This window comes from Micromonospora sp. NPDC005194 (assembly GCF_040608335.1).
Lineage (GTDB): Bacteria > Actinomycetota > Actinomycetes > Mycobacteriales > Micromonosporaceae > Micromonospora.
Map to the genome: position 1 here is coordinate 117,509 of NZ_JBEXIA010000005.1, position 17,147 is coordinate 134,655.

Here is a 17,147-nt window from a genome sequence, read left to right on the forward strand (position 1 = left end):
GGTGGTTGGAGCCAGGGCAAGCTCCGATCCGTTCCCCGCGTCGTCGTCCGTCCCCCGGGCCACGGCGCACCACCTTCGGTCGATCCTTCCCCGCGTCGTCGCCCGTCCCCCGGGCCGCGACGCCACCCTGGTCGATCCCGTCTCCCGGGTCTACACCCCCGAGAGGAACCACAGATGCCCAGATCACTGGCCGGCGCTCTCGTGTCGGCGTTGGCCGTCGCAACGGCCGTCGTGGCGGTCCCCATCACCGCCGCTGGCTCGGCGCCGGCCCCGGCCGCCGCCGAGGCGTACACCTGGCGCAACGTGCCGGTCGGCGGCGGCGGCTTCGTGCCCGGCATCGTCTTCAACCCCACCGAGAAAAACCTGATCTACGCGCGGACGGACATCGGCGGGGCCTACCGCTGGGAGCAGTCCAGCCAGTCGTGGACGCCGCTGCTCGACTGGGTCGGCGCGGACCGCTGGGGCTACAACGGCGTGGTCAGCATCGCCACCGACCCGGTGCAGACCAACCGGGTGTACGCGGCGGTCGGCATGTACACCAACGGCTGGGACCCGAACAACGGCGCGATCCTGCGCTCGTCCGACAAGGGCGCCACCTGGCAGGTCACCGAGTTGCCGTTCAAGAACGGTGGCAACATGCCGGGCCGGGGCATGGGTGAGCGGCTGGCCGTCGACCCCAACCGGAACAACATCGTCTACTACGGCGCCGAGGGCGGCAACGGGCTGTGGCGCAGCACCGACTACGGGGCGACCTGGGCCCGGGTCACGGCCTTCCCCAACGCCGGCAACTACCGGGCCGACCCCAGTGACCCGAACGGCTACAACGGGCAGAACCAGGGCCTCACCTGGGTCAGCTTCGACAAGAGCACCGGCACCGCCGGCTCCACCACCCAGACGATCTACGTCGGCGTGGCGGACAAGGAGAATCCGGTCTACCGCAGCACCGACGGCGGTGTCACCTGGACGCGCATCCCCGGGCAGCCCACCGGCTACCTGGCGCACAAGGGTGTCGTCGACCCGGTCGGCGGTCACCTCTACATCGCCACCAGCGACACCGGCGGCCCGTACGACGGCGGCAAGGGCGACGTCTGGAAGTTCACCCGCTCGACCGGGGCCTGGACGCGGATCAGCCCGGTGCCCTCCAGCAGCGCCGACGACTACTTCGGCTACAGCGGTCTGACCATCGACCGGCAGCACCCGAACACGCTGATGGTGGCCACCCAGGTCTCCTGGTGGCCGGACGCGATCTTCTTCCGCAGCACGGACGGCGGAGCGACCTGGACCCGGATCTGGGACTTCACCAGCTATCCCGAGCGGTCCCGCCGCTACACCATGGACATCAGCTCGGTGCCCTGGCTGACGTTCGGCGTCAACCCGGCGCCTCCGGAGTCCGCGCCCAAGCTCGGCTGGATGAACGAGTCGGTCGAGATCGACCCGCACGACTCCAACCGGATGATGTACGGCACCGGCGCCACCATCTACGGCACCACCGACCTCACCAAGTGGGACACCGGCGGTCAGCTCACCCTCCGGCCGATGGTCCGTGGCCTGGAGGAGACCGCCGTCCTCGACCTGGTCAGCCCGCCCAGCGGGGCACCACTGATCAGCGCGCTCGGCGACGTCGGCGGCTTCCGACACACCGACCTCGACACCATTCCGTCGATGCTCTTCACCCAGCCGATCTTCACGAGCACCACCAGCCTGGACTACGCCGAGAGCAAGCCCGCCGTGCTGGTGCGGGCGGGCAACTTCACCGACGCCGACCGGCCCAACGACAGCCACGTCGCCTTCTCCACCGACGGCGGCACGAACTGGTTCCAGGGCACCGAGCCGTCCGGGGTCAACACCGGCGGCACGGTCGCCGCCGCAGCCGACGGCAGCCGGTTCGTCTGGGCGCCCGGCGACGCCGGCCAACGCGTCGTCTACTCAGTCGGCTTCGGCAACTCGTGGGCGCCGTCCGCCGGCATCCCGGCCAACGCGATCATCGAGTCCGACCGGGTCGACCCCAACCGGTTCTACGGCTTCAGCGCCGGGCGGGTCTACCTGAGCACCAACGGCGGCGCGACCTTCACCGCCACGGCGGCGACCGGCCTGCCCACCTCCGACGTCCGGTTCAAGGCGCTGCCCGGTCAGTCGGGTGAGCTGTGGCTGGCCGGGCCGGGCGGGCTGTGGCGCTCCACCGACTCCGGTGCCAGCTTCACCAAACTGGGCGGCGTCAGCGCCTCCGGCAACGTCGGCTTCGGCAAGGCGGCGCCCGGCCGGACCAACCCCGCCGTCTTCCTCTACGGCACGGTGAACGGTCAGCCCGGCGTACACCGCTCCGACGACGGCGGAACGACCTGGGTACGCATCAACGACGACCGCCACCAGTACGGCAACCCGACCGAGGCGCTGACCGGCGACCCGCGTGTCTACGGACGCGTCTACCTCGGCACCAACGGTCGCGGCATCCTGGTCGCCGACCGCACCGGCGGCACACCGACCACGCCTCCTCCCACCACGCCACCGCCGACCACGCCACCCCCGACGACGCCTCCTCCGACGACGCCACCCCCGACGACACCGCCTCCGACCACGCCGCCTCCGACCACCCCGCCCCCGACGACGCCGCCTCCGGCTGGTGGGTGTGCGGCGACCTACCGGGTGACCGGGTCCTGGTCGGGCGGCTTCCAGGCCGAAGTGGTGGTCAGCAACCCGGGCACCCGGCCCATCGCCGGTTGGACGCTGGGCTGGACCTTCCCCAACGGCCAGCGGATCAGTCAGCTCTGGGGCGGCACCCACACCCAGACCGGGGCGGTCGTCTCGGTCGTGGACAGCGGCTGGAACGGCGCGCTCGGTGCCGGTGCCAGCACCACGATCGGCTTCCTCGCTTCCTGGACCGGCAGCAACGCGCCGCCGGCCACCGTGAGCTGCACGAGTCGCTGACCCGGTGGCCCGGCGTCGTCCGGGCCGCCCGAGAACACCGGTCCGCCGGGGCTGCCTGAGGGGTCCGGCACCCCGGCGGACCGGCCCCATCCCGATCGTCGAGCCACCCACCGAGCAATGCGAACGGGCCCCGTCGACCAGTTGGTCGGCGGGGCCCGCTCGGGGCTAGTCGTCCAGGCCGACGGGGGAGTTGGGGCGGTCGACGTCGACGAACTCGACGTCGTCCACCGCGCGGTCGTCCCGGCTGCCGGCGGCACGGGCAGCGGAGCCGACGGCCCAGCCGACCGCCGCGCCGACCAGCGCGGCCCCGATCAGGAGCGTCCACGGCAGCGCCGGCTGGCGCCCGGCGAGCGCGTCAAAGGCGCGCGAGGCCCGACGGCGGGCCTCCTCCGCCGCGGAGCCGACCAGGTCACCCGCCCCGTCGGCGAGATCGCCGCTGCTGCGACGGGCCGAACGGGCGGTGTCCCGGACACTGTCGCCTGCGGAGCTGACGGCGGAGAGCAGGTGCTCCCACGCCTGGTCCGCGATCCGCTCCGGCTTGCTGCGCCGGTCCAGCAGGTTGGTTCCGAACATCGTGGTTACCTCCTCGGGTGCCGAAGCCGCCGGCCACTTCGGACTTCGGCGTCTGTCCAGCGCGGCACGGTTTCGCTGATTCCGCAGTGCCCCGGGCCGGTCGGCCGCAAACCCGGTCGGCCGGGGCTCACCGGCTCCCTCAGCGCACCGCCACCACGGCCGCACCGCGGGCGAAGTCGTCATCGTCGTCGTCATCGTCGTCCCCGCCGCCGAAACCGCAGGCCAGTACGAGGGCGAGCAGTACGCCGACTCCGGCCAGCCCGGCCAGTCGCTTGATCATCGAAGGTCCTCTCCGCCGCGGTGGGTGTCCCGGGGCTGATGCTAGGTGGCGTCGGCAACCGCCCGACCGGATCGGACCGGACGCGTTCGGGCGATCGTGGCGCGACACGCCGGTCCCAGGCGGGGCCGGCGTACGGGATGGGTTGGTTGTCGGGCGTGTCGGGTCACGCCCGTTACCCTGGTCCGGCGACGCGTCGGTTCCGACCGATCGTGGAGTGGTCAGATAACGAAAAGTATTGGTTGATCAGATACCGAAAAGTGGGGATATGGGCGACTTTGTTCGCCCGGATCCGTGAATTGCTCATCCCGAGGGGTGGCGACCGAGGCCGTCGGAGGAATACTCTCGGTCGCGGCCCGCGTACTGATGAGACGCCCGGGGGACGGGCGGGTGGAGGTGCTCGCGTGAGCCTGTCGATCGTGAAGTCGGTCCTGTCCGGTGGTGTCGTGGAGATCGCCCCCCGGGGCGAGATCGACGTCGACACAGCGTACGAGGTGCGTGAGGCGATTGCGGAGGTGCTGGCCAAGAGCCGTCCGGTCCGCATCGAGCTGAACATGAGGCTGGTCACCTTCATCGACTCCGTCGGCATCAGCGCCATGGTCGCCGGTTTCCAGACCGCCGAGGTCAGCGGCGTCAAGCTGGTGGTCACCGAGCCGAGCCGGTTCGTGCACCGTCAGCTCTGGGTGACCGGTCTGCTCGGTCTCTTCGGCGCACCGGAGCCCTACTTCGCCGGGGCCGCCACCCCCGAGGTGCTTCCGGGCGCCTGAGCGCCCTCCGTCAAGGCTGCTCGTCCAGACCGGTCAGGTCCACGTCGGTCACCTCGGTGACCGCTCGGATGGCCGTCACCGACGCGTACCCGGCGGCCAGCAACGCCAGGTCCGTGCCGGGCTGCGCGGCCTGGCCGGGCTCCTCCAGCGCGGTACGCACGAAGCCGTGCCCCGACTCGGCCACCGTCATCTGCACCTGACCGAAGCTGGCCAGGGAGCCGCGACGTACCCCGCGCAGCCGTCCGTGCGGCAGGTCGGGGGCGTTGACGTTGAGCACGCTCTCCGGCGGCGCGGCGGTCAGCCGGGGGAGCAGGTCCAGGGCGACCCGCGCGGCGGTGACCCAGTGCCGTTCGGCGTCGCGTACGCGGGCTGCGGCGTCCACCGCTGCCCCGCCGCTGCCGGCCGTCGCCTCGCCCGCGGAGAGCACGTCCAGTGAGACGGCCATGGCCCGGCACCCGTTCGAGGCTGCGGTGAAGGCGGCGCCCACCGTGCCGGAGTGCAGCACGGCGCGGCCGGCGTTGGCACCCCGGTTGATCCCCGACAGCACCACCGACGGCGGCGGGCCGAACGCGCCGTGCAGCGCGATCAGCGTGATGAAACCGGGCGAGCCGGCGACCCGGTACGCCGGCACGCCCGCCAGGTCGGGCAGCGGATGGTCGTGCACCACCACCCGCCCGTCCCGTTCCACCGCGCTCATCGCGGCGCTGGTGCCGCTGGCCTCCTCCATCGGCGCCGCGACCACCACGTCCAGGCCCCGCTGGGCGGCGGCCAGGGCCAACGCCTGGATGCCCGGCGCGGCGATCCCGTCGTCGTTGGTCACGAGCACCCGCAGCGTCATCGCTCGACCGCCCGGTCGGCCAACTCGTCGGGGGTGGTCCGCTCCTGTTGCCGACTGTCCGCCGGGACGAGCCGGACCCGCTCCACCAGCCCGGTGATCGAGTCCAACCGTCCGGTGCCCAGCCCGTGCCGGGTCACGTTCAGCGCGCCGGCCGCGGCGCCGGTGCGGATGGCCGTCCGGATGTCGCCACCACGGGCGATCACGGCCGCCACGCCGGCGGTCATCGAGTCGCCCGCGCCGCGCGGATCGGCGGCCTCCAGCCGGGGCATCTCCACCTCGAAGAGCTCCCCGTCGATGAGAGCCAGCGCCGGCTGGTCGGCTCGGCTCACCACCACCGTCTCGGCGCCGGAGGCGTGCAGGTCGTACATCGCCCGGGTCAGCTCGGCGCCGTCCCCACTGCGGGCCCGACCGTCCCGGATCAGCTCCTCGTGACTCACCTTCAGGAAGAACACACCGCCGTCCAGTACGGCGCCCAGGTGGTCACCGGACAGATCAGCCACCACCCGGCTGCCGTTGGCGCCGAGGTCGGCGGCGAAGCGGCGGTACAGGTCGGCCGGGACGAGCCACGGCGCATTCGGGCCACTGAGGACGCTCACGTCGGCGCGAAGTCCCTCGCCGAGCGCCAGGTTGTACAACTCGTCCAGCTCGTGGCGGCTCAGTCGGTCCCCGGGCACGTCCACGACCTCCTGTCGGGACCCGCCCCGCCGGTCGTGCACGTACCCGCCGCTGCCGGAGTCGCGCATCACCACCTTCAGGTCCACCCCCTCGCTGACCAGCAGCGGCTCCAGCACCTGACCGACCTCGCCACCGAGCGCGGCGCAGAGCACCACGTCGACCCCGAGCGACAGCACCATGCGGGCCTGCCAGACGCCCTGGCCGCCGGGGTGCAGGTGCAGTTCGGGCTGGTCGTTCGGCTGATCCACGGTCACCGTCAGTTGCGGGGTGGGCGCGAAGACCATCACGTGCCCGCTCACCGGTCGTCACCGAACATGTGTCCACCCTCCGTCACAACCGGTGATTTCCCATCAGCCGACCGTAGTGGGAATGCTGGGCGAATACCGGGACAACGGACGGTGTCCGTCCGGGCGTTGCCAGCCTGAGCCGCGTACGGGACGATCGTGCGACCAGCGACCTCGGGAGACTGTGTGCTCAGCAGCGACAGCTTCAGCTACACCGTCCAGGCCCGCTGCTCACTCGCCGAGGCGGCGGCGTTGTTGAGCGACCTGACCCGCCAGGGCGAACTGCACCCCCTGATCGTCCGGGTCCGCCGGGTGCCGCCCCGTCCGGGCGCCCGAGCCAGCTACACGATCAACGACAGGCTGGCGGTGGGGCCGTTGCGCTTCCGCACCACCTACCAGGCGGACGTGCTGATCAGCGAACCTGACGAGATCGTCACGGTGGCCCGCCAGTGGCCGGCCACCACCGTCCGCAACCACACCCGGTTGCGCGCCGAGCCGGACGGCCTGGTCCGGATCGACGTCGACATCACCCTGCGCGCGCCGACGCCCCTGTTCCGGTACGCCTTCCAACAGGCCCGCGCCGCCCACCTCGCCCTGGCCACCCGCCTCGGTGCGGCCCTCGACCGCCCCGCGTCATGATCGTGCCTCGCCGATCATGGAGTTGTGGTGGGCCACAAAACGCCCATACAACGCCAAGGCAGGCACCACAACTCCATGATCGCCGGGCCATCCAGCACGGGTTGGCCGGCCGGAGCCCTAACGCAACACTGTTGACTTCCGTGTTGTTGCGCGATCTTGTGGCGCGTTGCGTGCCGGGCTCGCGGCGGCGGAGGTATGGCGTGCGCCGGTGGGTCGGGCGGGTCGGCGGCCCCAGGGCTTGTACGTGGAGAGCACGGTCGCGATGATCATGAGGCTGGTCGACACCGCGGGCGCGATCACCAGGTCGGCGCGATCCCGGGCGGGGAGGGCGGCGCCCAGCGCGCTCGCGTGCCGCAGGTTCGGGGTGAGCAGGAACAGCACCAGCCCGACCATCGCCGTGGTGATCACGAGCTTGACCAGCACCCACCGGTGGCGCACCAGGCCCCAGGGGGTGAGCAGCGCGCTGGCGACGCCGACGAGCCAGACGAGCACGCTCAGCGGCGCGAACAGCACCGTGCCGACGAGCCCGGCGACCGGATAGACCACGGCCGGGTCGGCGCCGCGCTGTGCCGCGATGCCGAGGGTGAGCAGCACCAGGTCGGCCCCGAGCCAACCGAGCGAGGTGATGAGGTGCAGGGTGAGCAGCGCCTTGCGGGTGGCGGGTGGGATTCGCGGCATACCCGACATGCTGCCGGCCCGGCCCGGCCGGGTCGTCCGATCACCGGCGGCGTCCGGGGTACGTCCGCTGACGTACCCGGGGCCGGCGCACCCGCTCGACGGTGCGCCGGCCACCGGTGGGGTCAGTACACCGACAGGTGTACGTGGTTGGTGTGTTCGCTGGAGGGGTCGCCGTTCCCCCCGCTGTACGACTTCCACCCGCTGCTGGGCAGCCAGATCTGCCTGTACCAGATCACGTAGAGCACGGCGAGCCGGTCGGAGTTGCGGATGAAGTACGCGGCCAGGTTGTTGCCGTACGTCTTGTCGCCGCCGGTGGCGTCCCCGCCGAAGCCGCCCTTCTGGGCGGCGAAGTCGCAGGCCCGACCCTTCGGGTGTTCGCCGGAGCCGCCCGAGCGGTGGCAGGAGACGTACCGGGTGAAGCCGGCGGCCTTCGCCTGGTTGAGGGCGTGCAGGGTGCGGGGGGTGATGCAGCCGCTGGCCGGGGTGGGGTCGTTGATGCTGCACGACTCGGAGGGCCAGGAGCCGTCGGAGTTGCGCGGCGCGGGCTGGGCGTTGGCGGTGGAGGTGCCCCGGTTGGAACTGGTGTCGGCAGCGGTGGTGCGCGGCTTGCTGGTGGCGACCGCCAGGGCCCGTTCGGCCTGTTCCTTGCGCTTGGCCATCACCTCGACCTGCTTGCGCTGCTCGCGGATCTCGCCGTCCAGGGCGGTGCGGGTGCGGTTGGCCTCGTCCCGGGTGGCGTGCAGGTCGCGCAGCACCCGGTCCTCGTTGGCGGCCACCACGTCCAGCGCGGCCGCCCGGTCCATGAAGCCCTCGGGGGTGTTGGTGTTGAGCAACGCCGAGACGGTGCTGAGCCGGCCGGTGCGGTACGCCACGCCGGCGATCTCGCCGACCTTGCCGTTGCGCACGGTCATCTCGGCCTCGGTGGTCTTCAGCTTGGCCGCGAGTTGCTGCTGGCGCTGGACGGAGGTGTCCAGGGCGCGCTTCGCGTCCAGGTAGCCCTTGCTGGCGGCCTCCAGTTGGGCCCGCAGCGCGGGGGTGCCGCCCTCCTCGTCGCCGTCGGGCGCCGCGGCGGCCCGCAGGCCGCCGGGGGGAGCGGCGGTGGCGGCGCCCACCGGTAGGGCGACGCCGAGGGTGACCATCATGACGATCAGTGCCGCGAGTCGGGCGGCGGGTGGTCGTGCTGGTGCCACTACGCATGTCCTTCCGTCAGCCGCCGACCGGGTTAGCTGACGGGTTCGGGACGGAAGATCCCTACCGCTGACGCGGATGCACCCCAGGAACGTGGTTCCCCGGTTCGCCCTCTCGGGTGATTAGGCGGCGGCCGCCACCGGCGCCGGGAGGGCGCCGCCGGGTGGTGGCCGGGGACGAGCCTACCGGGGCAGGTGGGACGTGTGCAGTCGATGTGACGGAAGGTGTCTGCGCCGCCACCGAAGATGACGGCAAAACGGTCTTTTCGTCAGATAGGTGCTCACCACTCGATCGAACCGCAGGCGCCCGTGGCGGACCCGGGCTCGATCTGCAGCGTGGCGTGCTCGATGCGGAAGTCCTCCCGCAGGGCGGTACGCGCCGCGGTGAGCACCGTGCCGACCTCCCCGCCGGGTGCCATGATCAGGTGTGCGGAGGCCACCTCCATGCCCGAGGTGAGCGTCCAGACGTGCAGGTCGTGCACCTCCACCACGCCGGGCACCGCGGCCAGTCGGTCGTGCACGGCGGTGACCTGGAGGTGTTCCGGGGCGGCCTGCACCAGGATGCGGACGGCCGCGCGCCCCAGCCGCCAGGTGCGCGGCAGGATGAACACGCCGATGGCGACCGCTACCAACGGGTCGGCCCACCACCACTCGGTGACCGCGATGAGCAGCGCCGCGCCGATCACGCCGAGCGAGCCGAGCAGGTCGCCGAGCACCTCCAGGTAGGCGCCCTGGAGGTTGATGCTCTCCCGGGCGCCGGCGCGCAGCAGCGCGAACGCGATCACGTTCGCGAGCAGGCCGAGGACGGCCACCGCGAGCATCGGGCCGGTCAGCACCTCGTGCGGGTCGCCGAACCGGCCGATCGCCTCGATCACCACGTAGACCGCCACGCCGGAGAGCAGGACGGCGTTGGCCAGGGCGGCGAGCACCTCGAGGCGGTAGAGCCCGAAGGTGCGCTGCGGGTCGCCGGTGGCCCGCCGGGTGGCGGTGATCGCGGCGAGCGCCATCCCGATGCCCAGCACGTCGGTGAACATGTGCCCGGCGTCGGAGAGCAGGGCGAGCGAGCCGGTGTGGAAGGCGGCCACACCCTCGACCACCATCAGCGTCGCGAGCAGCCCGAACGCGGTCCAGAGTCGGCCCCGGTGCTGGTGGGCGGCGTTGGTGACCGACCCGTGGTGGTGGTCATGACCTGCTCCCACGAAATCCACCCTCCGTCGCCACCCGGGACCCGGTCAAATGTATGCTCACATCGCTATGTATGCAAGTGTACGGACCGGCCCACCCTTCGACACGGCAACCCGCAGGTCAGCCGGTCGGGTCGATGGTGGTGAGCCGCTGGGTGGCCCGGGAGAGCGCCACGTAGAGCGTTCGTACGCCGGAGCCCGGATCGGCCCGGATCTCGCTCGGGGCGACCAGCACCACCCCGTCGTACTCCATGCCCTTCGCCTCCAGGCTGGTCACCACCTGCAGCCGCGCCGCGCCGAGTGAGCCGAGCCAACCGGCGACCTCGTCGCGGCGGGTGACCGGCGTGATCACCCCGACCGTGCCGTCCACCTCGGCCAGCAGGCCGGTGGCCGCCTCCACGACCGCGGTCTCCAACCCGGCCGGCGGCACCACCAGCTCGACGGGGTCGATACCGGTGGAGCGTACGGCGGTCGGCAGCGGCAGGTCGGGGTAGAGCCGGCGGATCTCCGCCGCCGCCACCGCGAAGATCTCCGCCGAGTTGCGGTAGTTGGTGGTGAGCGTGAAATCGTGCCGCTTGCGACGGCCCAGCGCCTGGTCCCGGGCGTGGGTCAGCTCCTGGGGATCACCGATCCACGCGGTCTGCGCCGGGTCGCCCACGACGGTCCAGGAGGCCAGGCGGCCGCGCCGCCCGACCATCCGCCACTGCATCGGCGAGACGTCCTGCGCCTCGTCCACCACCACATGCGCGTACTCCCGGTAGTCCTCCGGACGCTCCCGGGCCGCCGCGCGGGCGGCCCGCTGCCGGTCGCTGGCGGTGCTCAGCTCGCGCACGCCGCCGGCGAGTTGGAACGGGTCACGGCGGGCCCGCGCCGGCTGCATGGGCTTGCCGAGCAGCGCGTCCAACTCGTCCAATAACGCCACGTCCGCGATGGTCAGGCCCGCGGTGTCCAGATTCTGGTACGCGGCGGTGAGCAGCCTGATCTCCGCGCCGGAGAGGATGCCGCCGGCGTACCGACGCAGCCGATCCGGGCGAGCCAGCCAGCCGAGCACGTGTCGGGGGTGCAGGCGCGGCCACCACGCCTTGAGGAACTCCCGGAACTCCGGCCGCTCGGCGATCTCGCCCTCGAAGGCCCGGTGCTCGGGCAGCCGGGTGATGCCCACCGCCCGGGCCTGCGCCCAGAGCGCGGCGAACACCCCGTCGAAGCCGGCCCGGCGTGCCTCGTTGCGCCGGGCGCCACGGTGCAGCGCGCGGTCCCGGATCCGGTCCAGCTCGGCCCGGTCCAGCCGCAGCAGCGTGCCCCGGTAGAGCAGCCGCAGCTCACCCGGGCCGCCCGGCACCGCGTCGCGGGCTGCGCGCTCCAGCACCCGGCGCATCCGCAGCGAGCCCTTCACCGCCGCCACCTCGGGCGGGTCGGCGCGGGTGGCGGTCATTCCCGGAAAGAGGCTGCCCAGCGAGTGCAGGGTCGCCGTGTCTTCACCGAGCGAGGGCAGCACCGAGGCGATGTACTCGACGAAGACGGTGGACGGCCCGACCACCAGGATGCCCCCGCCGGCGTACCGGCTGCGGTCGGAGTAGAGCAGGAAGGCCGCCCGGTGCAGGGCGACCGCCGTCTTGCCGGTGCCCGGACCGCCCGCCACGATCGTCACCCCGGAACCGGGCGACCGGATGGCCTCGTCCTGCTCCCGCTGGATCGTCGCCACGATGTCGCGCATGCCCCGACCGGTGGCGCGGGACAGGGTGGCCAGCAACGCGCCGTCACCGACCACAGTCATCCCCTCCGGCGCGGCGGTCGGGTCCAGCAGGTCGTCCTCGATCCGGGTGACCCGCTCGGCGCGCGAGGAGATGGTGCGGCGACGCACCACGCCCAGCGGCTGCGCCGGGGTGGCCTGGTAGAACGCGGAGGCGGCCGGCGCGCGCCAGTCGACGACAAGCGTGGTGGCGTCCTCGTCGCGGATGCCGAGCCGCCCGACGTGCAGCACCTGCCGGTCGCGCAGGTCCAGACGGCCGAAGACCAGCCCCTCGTGCTCGGCGTCGAGGGTGTGCCGTCGCTGCGCGGCGTGGAAGACCATCGCGTCGCGCTCGACCAGCGCGCCGAACGTGCCGACCCGGGCCATCCGGTAGCCGTCCCGTTCGGCCCGAACCGCGGACTGGCGCAGCTCGGCCAGTCGGGCGTACACCCGGTCGAGGTGCCGTTGCTCGACGGCGATCTCCTGCTCCAGGGCGGTCTGGTCGGTCAACGCACGCTCCTTCGATGTCGCCGGCAGACGGCGCGAACCGCGCGGGCCAACCGCAGAAGGGTACGGCCCCGGGCCCGGGGCTTCGCGCCCGAGGTGCGGGAACGTGCTCAGCGACCCGTCCCGGTCGCGCTCGCGTCGTGCCCGTCGCGCGCCGGCGCGGCGAGCACCCGACGCAGTACGCCGGTCAGCGCGGCGTTCACCTCGTCCGGGCGCTCCATCATCAGCATGTGTCCGGCACCCGGACAGACGGTCAGCTCGGTGGCCGGCAGGGCGGCGGCGATCGACTCGGCGCACGGCGGTGGGGTCAGCCGGTCCCGGTCACCGACCAGGGCGGCGGCCGGCAGGTGGGCCAGCGCGGTGAGGGTGTCCAGCCGGCGCTGGGCGCCGATCGAGGCGCGGAAGCCGCCGATCGAGCGCAGCGAGGCGCGGGCCACCGCCGAGGTCACCAGCCGAATGTCGGAGGGATCACAGCGGTCGCCGAAGAGCATCCACCGGATGCTCGGTTGCAACGCGTTCAGCAGCGCCCGGGGCGCGCGCCACGAACCGCACCGGGCCAGGACACCGGCGCCCGTCGTCTCGGCGAGCCGGATCAGCCGGGCGATGCGCGGCGAGAGCCCGTAGACGGTGTGCGTGTGCCCCTCGGCGGTGGTCGAGACGAAGACCAGGCCGGCCGTACGGGCGGCGAAGTGGCCGGGGTGGCGGTGCGCGTACTCCATGATCGTCATTCCGCCCATCGAGTGCCCGACCAGGACCACCCGACCGGTCGGCGCGACCGCGTCGAGGACGGCGGCCAGATCGTCGCCGAGCTGGGCCAGGGTGGCCGTGGGCAACGCCATGCAGCTGGACCGACCGTGGCCGCGCGCGTCGTAGGTGACCACCCGCACCGCGTCGCCGGCCGAGGCGGCCAGCGCGTCCACCTGCCGGTGCCAGCTGCGCCCGTCCAGCGTCCAGCCGTGCAGCAGGATGGCCGTGACCGGGGCGTCCGCAGGCCCCGTGACCTCCACGTGCAGCCGTACGCCGTCGGGCATACCGACCTCGAACCGCTCCGGCATCGCCACCTCCCCGGGCCGCCCCGGCCTCATCAGCACCGGGATACCCGGCGGTAACACCGGCTACCCGCCGGGACGCCACGCCAATCGCGCCGGGCGAACATTCCCGACCCCGCCCGTGACCGTCGGCGGCGAGCCAAGCTGAACGGCATGGAGGTGGCGGGACAGGGGCGGCAGGCCGGGGGTACGCCCCGCGCCGCGCTCGCCGAGCTGCTCGCCGGCAACCGGCGGTTCGTCAGCGGCCAACCCGTGCACGGCCACGACGTCACCGCCGCGGCGGCGGCCGCCTCCGGGGACCAGCAGCCGTACGCGGTGGTGCTCGGCTGCATCGACTCGCGGGTGCCGCTGGAGGCGATCTTCGACCAGACCTTCGGTGCGATCTGCGTGATCCGTACCGGTGGGCACGTGCTCGACCGCGCCGTGTGCGGCTCCATCGAGTACGTGGTCGGTCAGCTCGGCGTGCCGCTGGTGCTGGTGCTCGGACACGAGCGGTGCGGGGCGGTGGGAGCGACGGTGGACGCGCTGCGATCGGGGGAGCGGCCGGGCGGCTCGCTCGCTTACCTGGTCGACGAGATCGCCCCGGCGGTCACCGAGGCCGGGCTCGACGACCCGGCGGTGCATCCCCAGGCGATCCGCCGGCACGTCCGGCGTACGGTCCACGCGCTGCGCGCGGACGACCTGCTGGCCGGGCCGGTCGCGGCTGGTCGGGTGGCGGTGGTGGGCGGCCTCTACGACCTGAGCACCGGCGAGGTCGCCCTGCTCGACCCGACCTGAACACGCCGGACGCGAAACCGCCCGCCGGGAACTCCCGGCGGGCGGTCTGCTGGTGCTGCGGTGGGGGAGGGCTCAGCCCTCGAAGACACCGGCCGCGACCAGGCGCTTCTCGGTGGCCTCCCAGCCGTCGTTCGGGTGAACGGCAGCCAGGTTGTTGATCTCCGCCCGGATCTTGGCGGCGTGGCCGGCGGCGGCCAGCACCCGGATCTCCTCGACGAAGGCGTCGGAGTCGGTGCGCAGGTGCGCGGTCTTGCCGTTGGTCAGGTTGCGCACGTAGGCGTGCTTGCCGCCGTTGAGCGGGATGAGGTACTTGAACTCGCCCAGCACGCTGAGGGCGCCACCCTGGCCAGCCTGGCCGGCCCGGACGGACGCGCGCGCGGTCTTAGAGGTGTTGCTCGCCACGGAGGTACTCCTTGCAAGACGTACGGGAGGACTGGACGTCCGGGGGCTGTATGCGGGTGACACTGAGTCGGCCCGCGAAGGTGTAACGCGGCAGAAGCCGCCGATGGAACTGTACAGGACCACGACATCAGGCTGGTCGTCGCGGTGTCCTGAGAGGCAACGGAGACCACCCGTCCGGCTATTCCGGCAGGCGTTTTTTCCGATTCCCTGGCGCACCATCCGTCACAGGAGTCATCATGTGTTGCAGCAACCACTCCGGTGGACGAGGTCGTAGGGGAAGACGCACCTCGCTCTCCGGGAGGTCACCGTGCCAACGCGTGGCGTCGTATACGTCCACTCGACCCCGCTCGCCGTGTGCTCGCACGTCGAGTGGGCGATCGCGCGCGTCCTAGCCGCGCCGGTCAACCTGCAGTGGACGGCTCAGCCCGTCGATCCCGGCGCCCGCCGGGCCGAGTGCGGGTGGACCGGCCGTCCGGGGACGGGCGCCGAGCTGGCTGCTGCCCTCCGGCAGTGGCCCATGATCCGTTTCGAGGTCACCGAGGAGCCGAGTCCCGGCGCCGACGGTGAGCGCTTCATGTACGTGCCCGCCCGTGGCCTCTTCCGGGCCACGGTCGGGGCGGCCGGCGACATCCAACTCGGCGAGGACCGGCTGCGGGCGCTGATGGCCTCCGCCCGGGCCCCCGAGGCGCTGTCGCACGCCCTCGACAAGGCGCTCGGCACCGCGTGGGACGCTGACCTGGAGCCCTACCGGTACGCCGGTGACGGGGCACCGGTGACGTTGCTCACCCGGGTCGGCTGACCTCCGCCACCGCCCCGCTGGCCAGACGCTCCCGGGCGCTGCGACCGGTAAGGTCAAGTTGCCCCGATAAGGGGGAACCTGGTGGGATGGGCGGGTGCCGATTCGCCCGCGACACGCCGGTGTCGCCGTCGCCGCCCTGACCGCCCTGCTCGTCTCCGGCTGCTCCGGCGCCCCGGACCGGCCCGACCCGACGCCCGGTCCGACCGGCGTCTCGGCGGCCCCGAGCGCTCCCGCAGCGACCCCGGCCGACGATCCGGCCGCGCGGGCCGCCGCCCTCGTCGCGACGCTCTCCGACGAGGACCTGGTCGGGCAGGTGCTGATGCCGTACGCGTACGGCGACTCGGCCACGAAGGTCTCGACCGGCTCCGTGGCCGGCAACCAGGCCCTCGCCGGCGTCGACACCCCCGCCGAGATGATCGCCAAGTACCGGCTCGGCGGGCTGATCCTGGTCGGCTTCAGCGCCGACGACCCGACCAAGGGCAACCAGGAGACCACCAACGTCGACAACCCCAAGCAGGTCCACGAGCTGACCACCGGGCTGCGGGGCGCCGCCGGACGGCTGGCCGCCGGCCCGGCGCCCTTTCTGATCGGCACCGACCAGGAGTACGGCGTCGTCACCCGGATCACCGACGGGGTCACCATCCTGCCCACCGCGCTCGCCGCCGGTGCGGCCGGCGACCCGAAGCTGACCGAGGCCGCCTGGCGGGCCGCCGGCGCCGAACTCGCCGCGCTGGGCATCAACGTCGACTTCGCCCCGGTGGCCGACGTGCTGGCCACCCGCAGCACGGTGATCGGCTCGCGGTCGTTCGGCGCCGACCCGAAGCTCGCCGCCGCGCAGGTCGGCGGCGCGGTCCGGGGCCTGCAGGCCAGCGGCGTCGCGGCCACCCTGAAGCACTTCCCGGGGCACGGCCACAGCGCTGACGACTCGCACAAGGACCTGCCGGTGCTCACCCAGTCCGCGGCGGAGCTGCAGAGCGGCGCGTGGCCGCCGTTCACCGCCGGGTTCGAGGCCGGCGCGATGGCCGTGATGTCCGGCCACCTGGACGCGCAGGCCATCGACCCGGGCACCCCGGCGACCTTCTCCCACAAGCTGCTCACCGACGTACTGCGCGGCCAGCTCGGCTTCCAGGGCGTGGTGATCACCGACGGGATGAACATGCCGCCGGCGAAGCGCTGGGCGCCCGGCGAGGCCGCCGTCCGGGCGCTGAACGCCGGCAACGACCTGATCCTCATGACCCCGAACGTCGGCCAGGCGTACGACGGGCTGCTCGCCGCCCTGCGCGGAGGCTCGCTGCCCCGGGCCCGGCTGGTCGACGCGGTCACCCGGGTGCTGACCATGAAGTTCCGGCTGGCGACGGCCCCCACCGAGCCGATGTCCACGCTCAACACCCCGGCGCACCGGGCGGCGGCGGACGCGCTGGCCGCCGGTGCGGTCACCGTGCTGCGGGGCGCCTGCGGCAAAGCGGTGCAGGGCCCCGTCACCGTCACCTCCTCCGACGGCCGTGACGGCACCCGGGCGGCGCTCACCGCCGCGTTGACCAAGGCCGGCGTGACCGTGAAGCCGAGCGGCGGGACCGTGGTGCACCTGGTCGGCTACGGCGACGGCGACAGCGACCTGCGCGCCGACGCGGCGGTCACCGTCGCCATGGACACCCCGTACGTGCTGGCCAAGGCCACGTCGCCGACGCTGCTGGCGACGTACTCCTCCAGTCGGTCGTCGATGACCGCCCTGGCCGCCGTGCTGGCCGGCAAGGCCCGCCCGGGTGGTCGGTCCCCGGTGGCTGTGCCCGGCCTGCCCGCCACCACCTGCGGCGCCTGATTCCGCCGGGGCCCGCAGGTCGGAAATCGCGTCGCCGG

At 72.9% G+C, this 17,147-nt stretch carries 16 protein-coding genes and 1 riboswitch; of the genes, 6 read left to right on the forward strand and 10 right to left on the reverse strand.

The annotated features are described in order from the left end of the window. Window positions 1-174: 174 nt before the first annotated feature. Entirely contained in the window at window positions 175-2,925 is a 2,751-nt protein-coding gene (locus ABZU53_RS06080; RefSeq protein ID WP_355064197.1) for a cellulose binding domain-containing protein, read from the forward strand. Between the two features lie 165 nt (window positions 2,926-3,090). Here ABZU53_RS06080 and ABZU53_RS06085 read toward each other — a convergent pair whose 3' ends face one another. After that, on the reverse strand, window positions 3,091-3,498 hold the full coding sequence (locus ABZU53_RS06085; protein WP_234589221.1) for a hypothetical protein: 408 nt from the start codon (window positions 3,496-3,498) through the stop codon (window positions 3,091-3,093). A 139-nt stretch (window positions 3,499-3,637) separates the two neighbouring features. After that, window positions 3,638-3,778 carry a hypothetical protein gene (locus tag ABZU53_RS06090; RefSeq protein WP_234589220.1) on the reverse strand — a complete coding sequence of 47 codons (141 nt, stop codon included), beginning with the start codon at window positions 3,776-3,778 and terminating at the stop codon, window positions 3,638-3,640. 401 nt (window positions 3,779-4,179) lie between these two features. Here ABZU53_RS06090 and ABZU53_RS06095 point away from each other — a divergent pair, with 401 nt between their 5' ends. Then, window positions 4,180-4,542: an STAS domain-containing protein gene (locus ABZU53_RS06095; RefSeq protein WP_354859435.1), complete on the forward strand. Its 363-nt coding sequence runs from the start codon at window positions 4,180-4,182 to the stop codon at window positions 4,540-4,542. Window positions 4,543-4,552: 10 nt separating this feature from the next. On the opposite strand, the gene ABZU53_RS06100 is transcribed toward ABZU53_RS06095, so the two are convergent. Continuing rightward, on the reverse strand, window positions 4,553-5,380 hold the full coding sequence (locus ABZU53_RS06100) for a 5'/3'-nucleotidase SurE (protein WP_355064200.1): 828 nt from the start codon (window positions 5,378-5,380) through the stop codon (window positions 4,553-4,555). After that, entirely contained in the window at window positions 5,377-6,354 is a 978-nt protein-coding gene (locus tag ABZU53_RS06105; protein WP_355064202.1) for a PfkB family carbohydrate kinase, read from the reverse strand. The genes ABZU53_RS06100 and ABZU53_RS06105 overlap by 4 nt, the downstream gene beginning before the upstream one ends. A gap of 171 nt (window positions 6,355-6,525) precedes the next feature. On the opposite strand from ABZU53_RS06105, the gene ABZU53_RS06110 reads away from it, so the two are divergent. After that, entirely contained in the window at window positions 6,526-6,978 is a 453-nt protein-coding gene (locus ABZU53_RS06110; protein ID WP_354859442.1) for an SRPBCC family protein, read from the forward strand. A 117-nt stretch (window positions 6,979-7,095) separates the two neighbouring features. Here ABZU53_RS06110 and ABZU53_RS06115 read toward each other — a convergent pair whose 3' ends face one another. The 5 genes from ABZU53_RS06115 to ABZU53_RS06135 all read right to left on the reverse strand — a co-directional run bounded on the left by ABZU53_RS06115 (window position 7,096) and on the right by ABZU53_RS06135 (window position 13,318). Continuing rightward, a complete protein-coding gene (locus ABZU53_RS06115) occupies window positions 7,096-7,656 on the reverse strand; it encodes a hypothetical protein (protein WP_355064204.1) in 561 nt (186 codons plus the stop codon). Between the two features lie 122 nt (window positions 7,657-7,778). Continuing rightward, a complete protein-coding gene (locus tag ABZU53_RS06120) occupies window positions 7,779-8,798 on the reverse strand; it encodes a hypothetical protein (protein WP_355064346.1) in 1,020 nt (339 codons plus the stop codon). Between the two features lie 53 nt (window positions 8,799-8,851). Continuing rightward, window positions 8,852-8,983: riboswitch (cyclic di-AMP (ydaO/yuaA leader) on the reverse strand. Window positions 8,984-9,124: 141 nt separating this feature from the next. Further along, a complete protein-coding gene (locus ABZU53_RS06125) occupies window positions 9,125-10,042 on the reverse strand; it encodes a cation diffusion facilitator family transporter (protein ID WP_355064206.1) in 918 nt (305 codons plus the stop codon). A 106-nt stretch (window positions 10,043-10,148) separates the two neighbouring features. Continuing rightward, entirely contained in the window at window positions 10,149-12,266 is a 2,118-nt protein-coding gene (locus ABZU53_RS06130; protein ID WP_355064208.1) for an AAA family ATPase, read from the reverse strand. A gap of 107 nt (window positions 12,267-12,373) precedes the next feature. Continuing rightward, complete coding sequence (locus tag ABZU53_RS06135) at window positions 12,374-13,318, reverse strand: alpha/beta hydrolase (RefSeq protein ID WP_355064210.1); 945 nt, start codon at window positions 13,316-13,318, stop codon at window positions 12,374-12,376. A 147-nt stretch (window positions 13,319-13,465) separates the two neighbouring features. Here ABZU53_RS06135 and ABZU53_RS06140 point away from each other — a divergent pair, with 147 nt between their 5' ends. After that, a complete protein-coding gene (locus ABZU53_RS06140) occupies window positions 13,466-14,089 on the forward strand; it encodes a carbonic anhydrase (protein ID WP_355064212.1) in 624 nt (207 codons plus the stop codon). Between the two features lie 72 nt (window positions 14,090-14,161). On the opposite strand, the gene ABZU53_RS06145 is transcribed toward ABZU53_RS06140, so the two are convergent. Further along, window positions 14,162-14,491, reverse strand: a complete 330-nt coding sequence (locus ABZU53_RS06145) for a hypothetical protein (protein WP_007463527.1) — start codon at window positions 14,489-14,491, stop codon at window positions 14,162-14,164. 307 nt (window positions 14,492-14,798) lie between these two features. Here ABZU53_RS06145 and ABZU53_RS06150 point away from each other — a divergent pair, with 307 nt between their 5' ends. Further along, window positions 14,799-15,290, forward strand: coding sequence for a DUF3145 domain-containing protein (locus ABZU53_RS06150; protein WP_007463525.1), 492 nt, complete (start codon window positions 14,799-14,801; stop codon window positions 15,288-15,290). A gap of 94 nt (window positions 15,291-15,384) precedes the next feature. After that, window positions 15,385-17,109 (forward strand): glycoside hydrolase family 3 N-terminal domain-containing protein, encoded by a 1,725-nt coding sequence (locus ABZU53_RS06155; protein ID WP_354859457.1) that lies wholly within the window; start codon window positions 15,385-15,387, stop codon window positions 17,107-17,109. Window positions 17,110-17,147 lie beyond the last annotated feature (38 nt).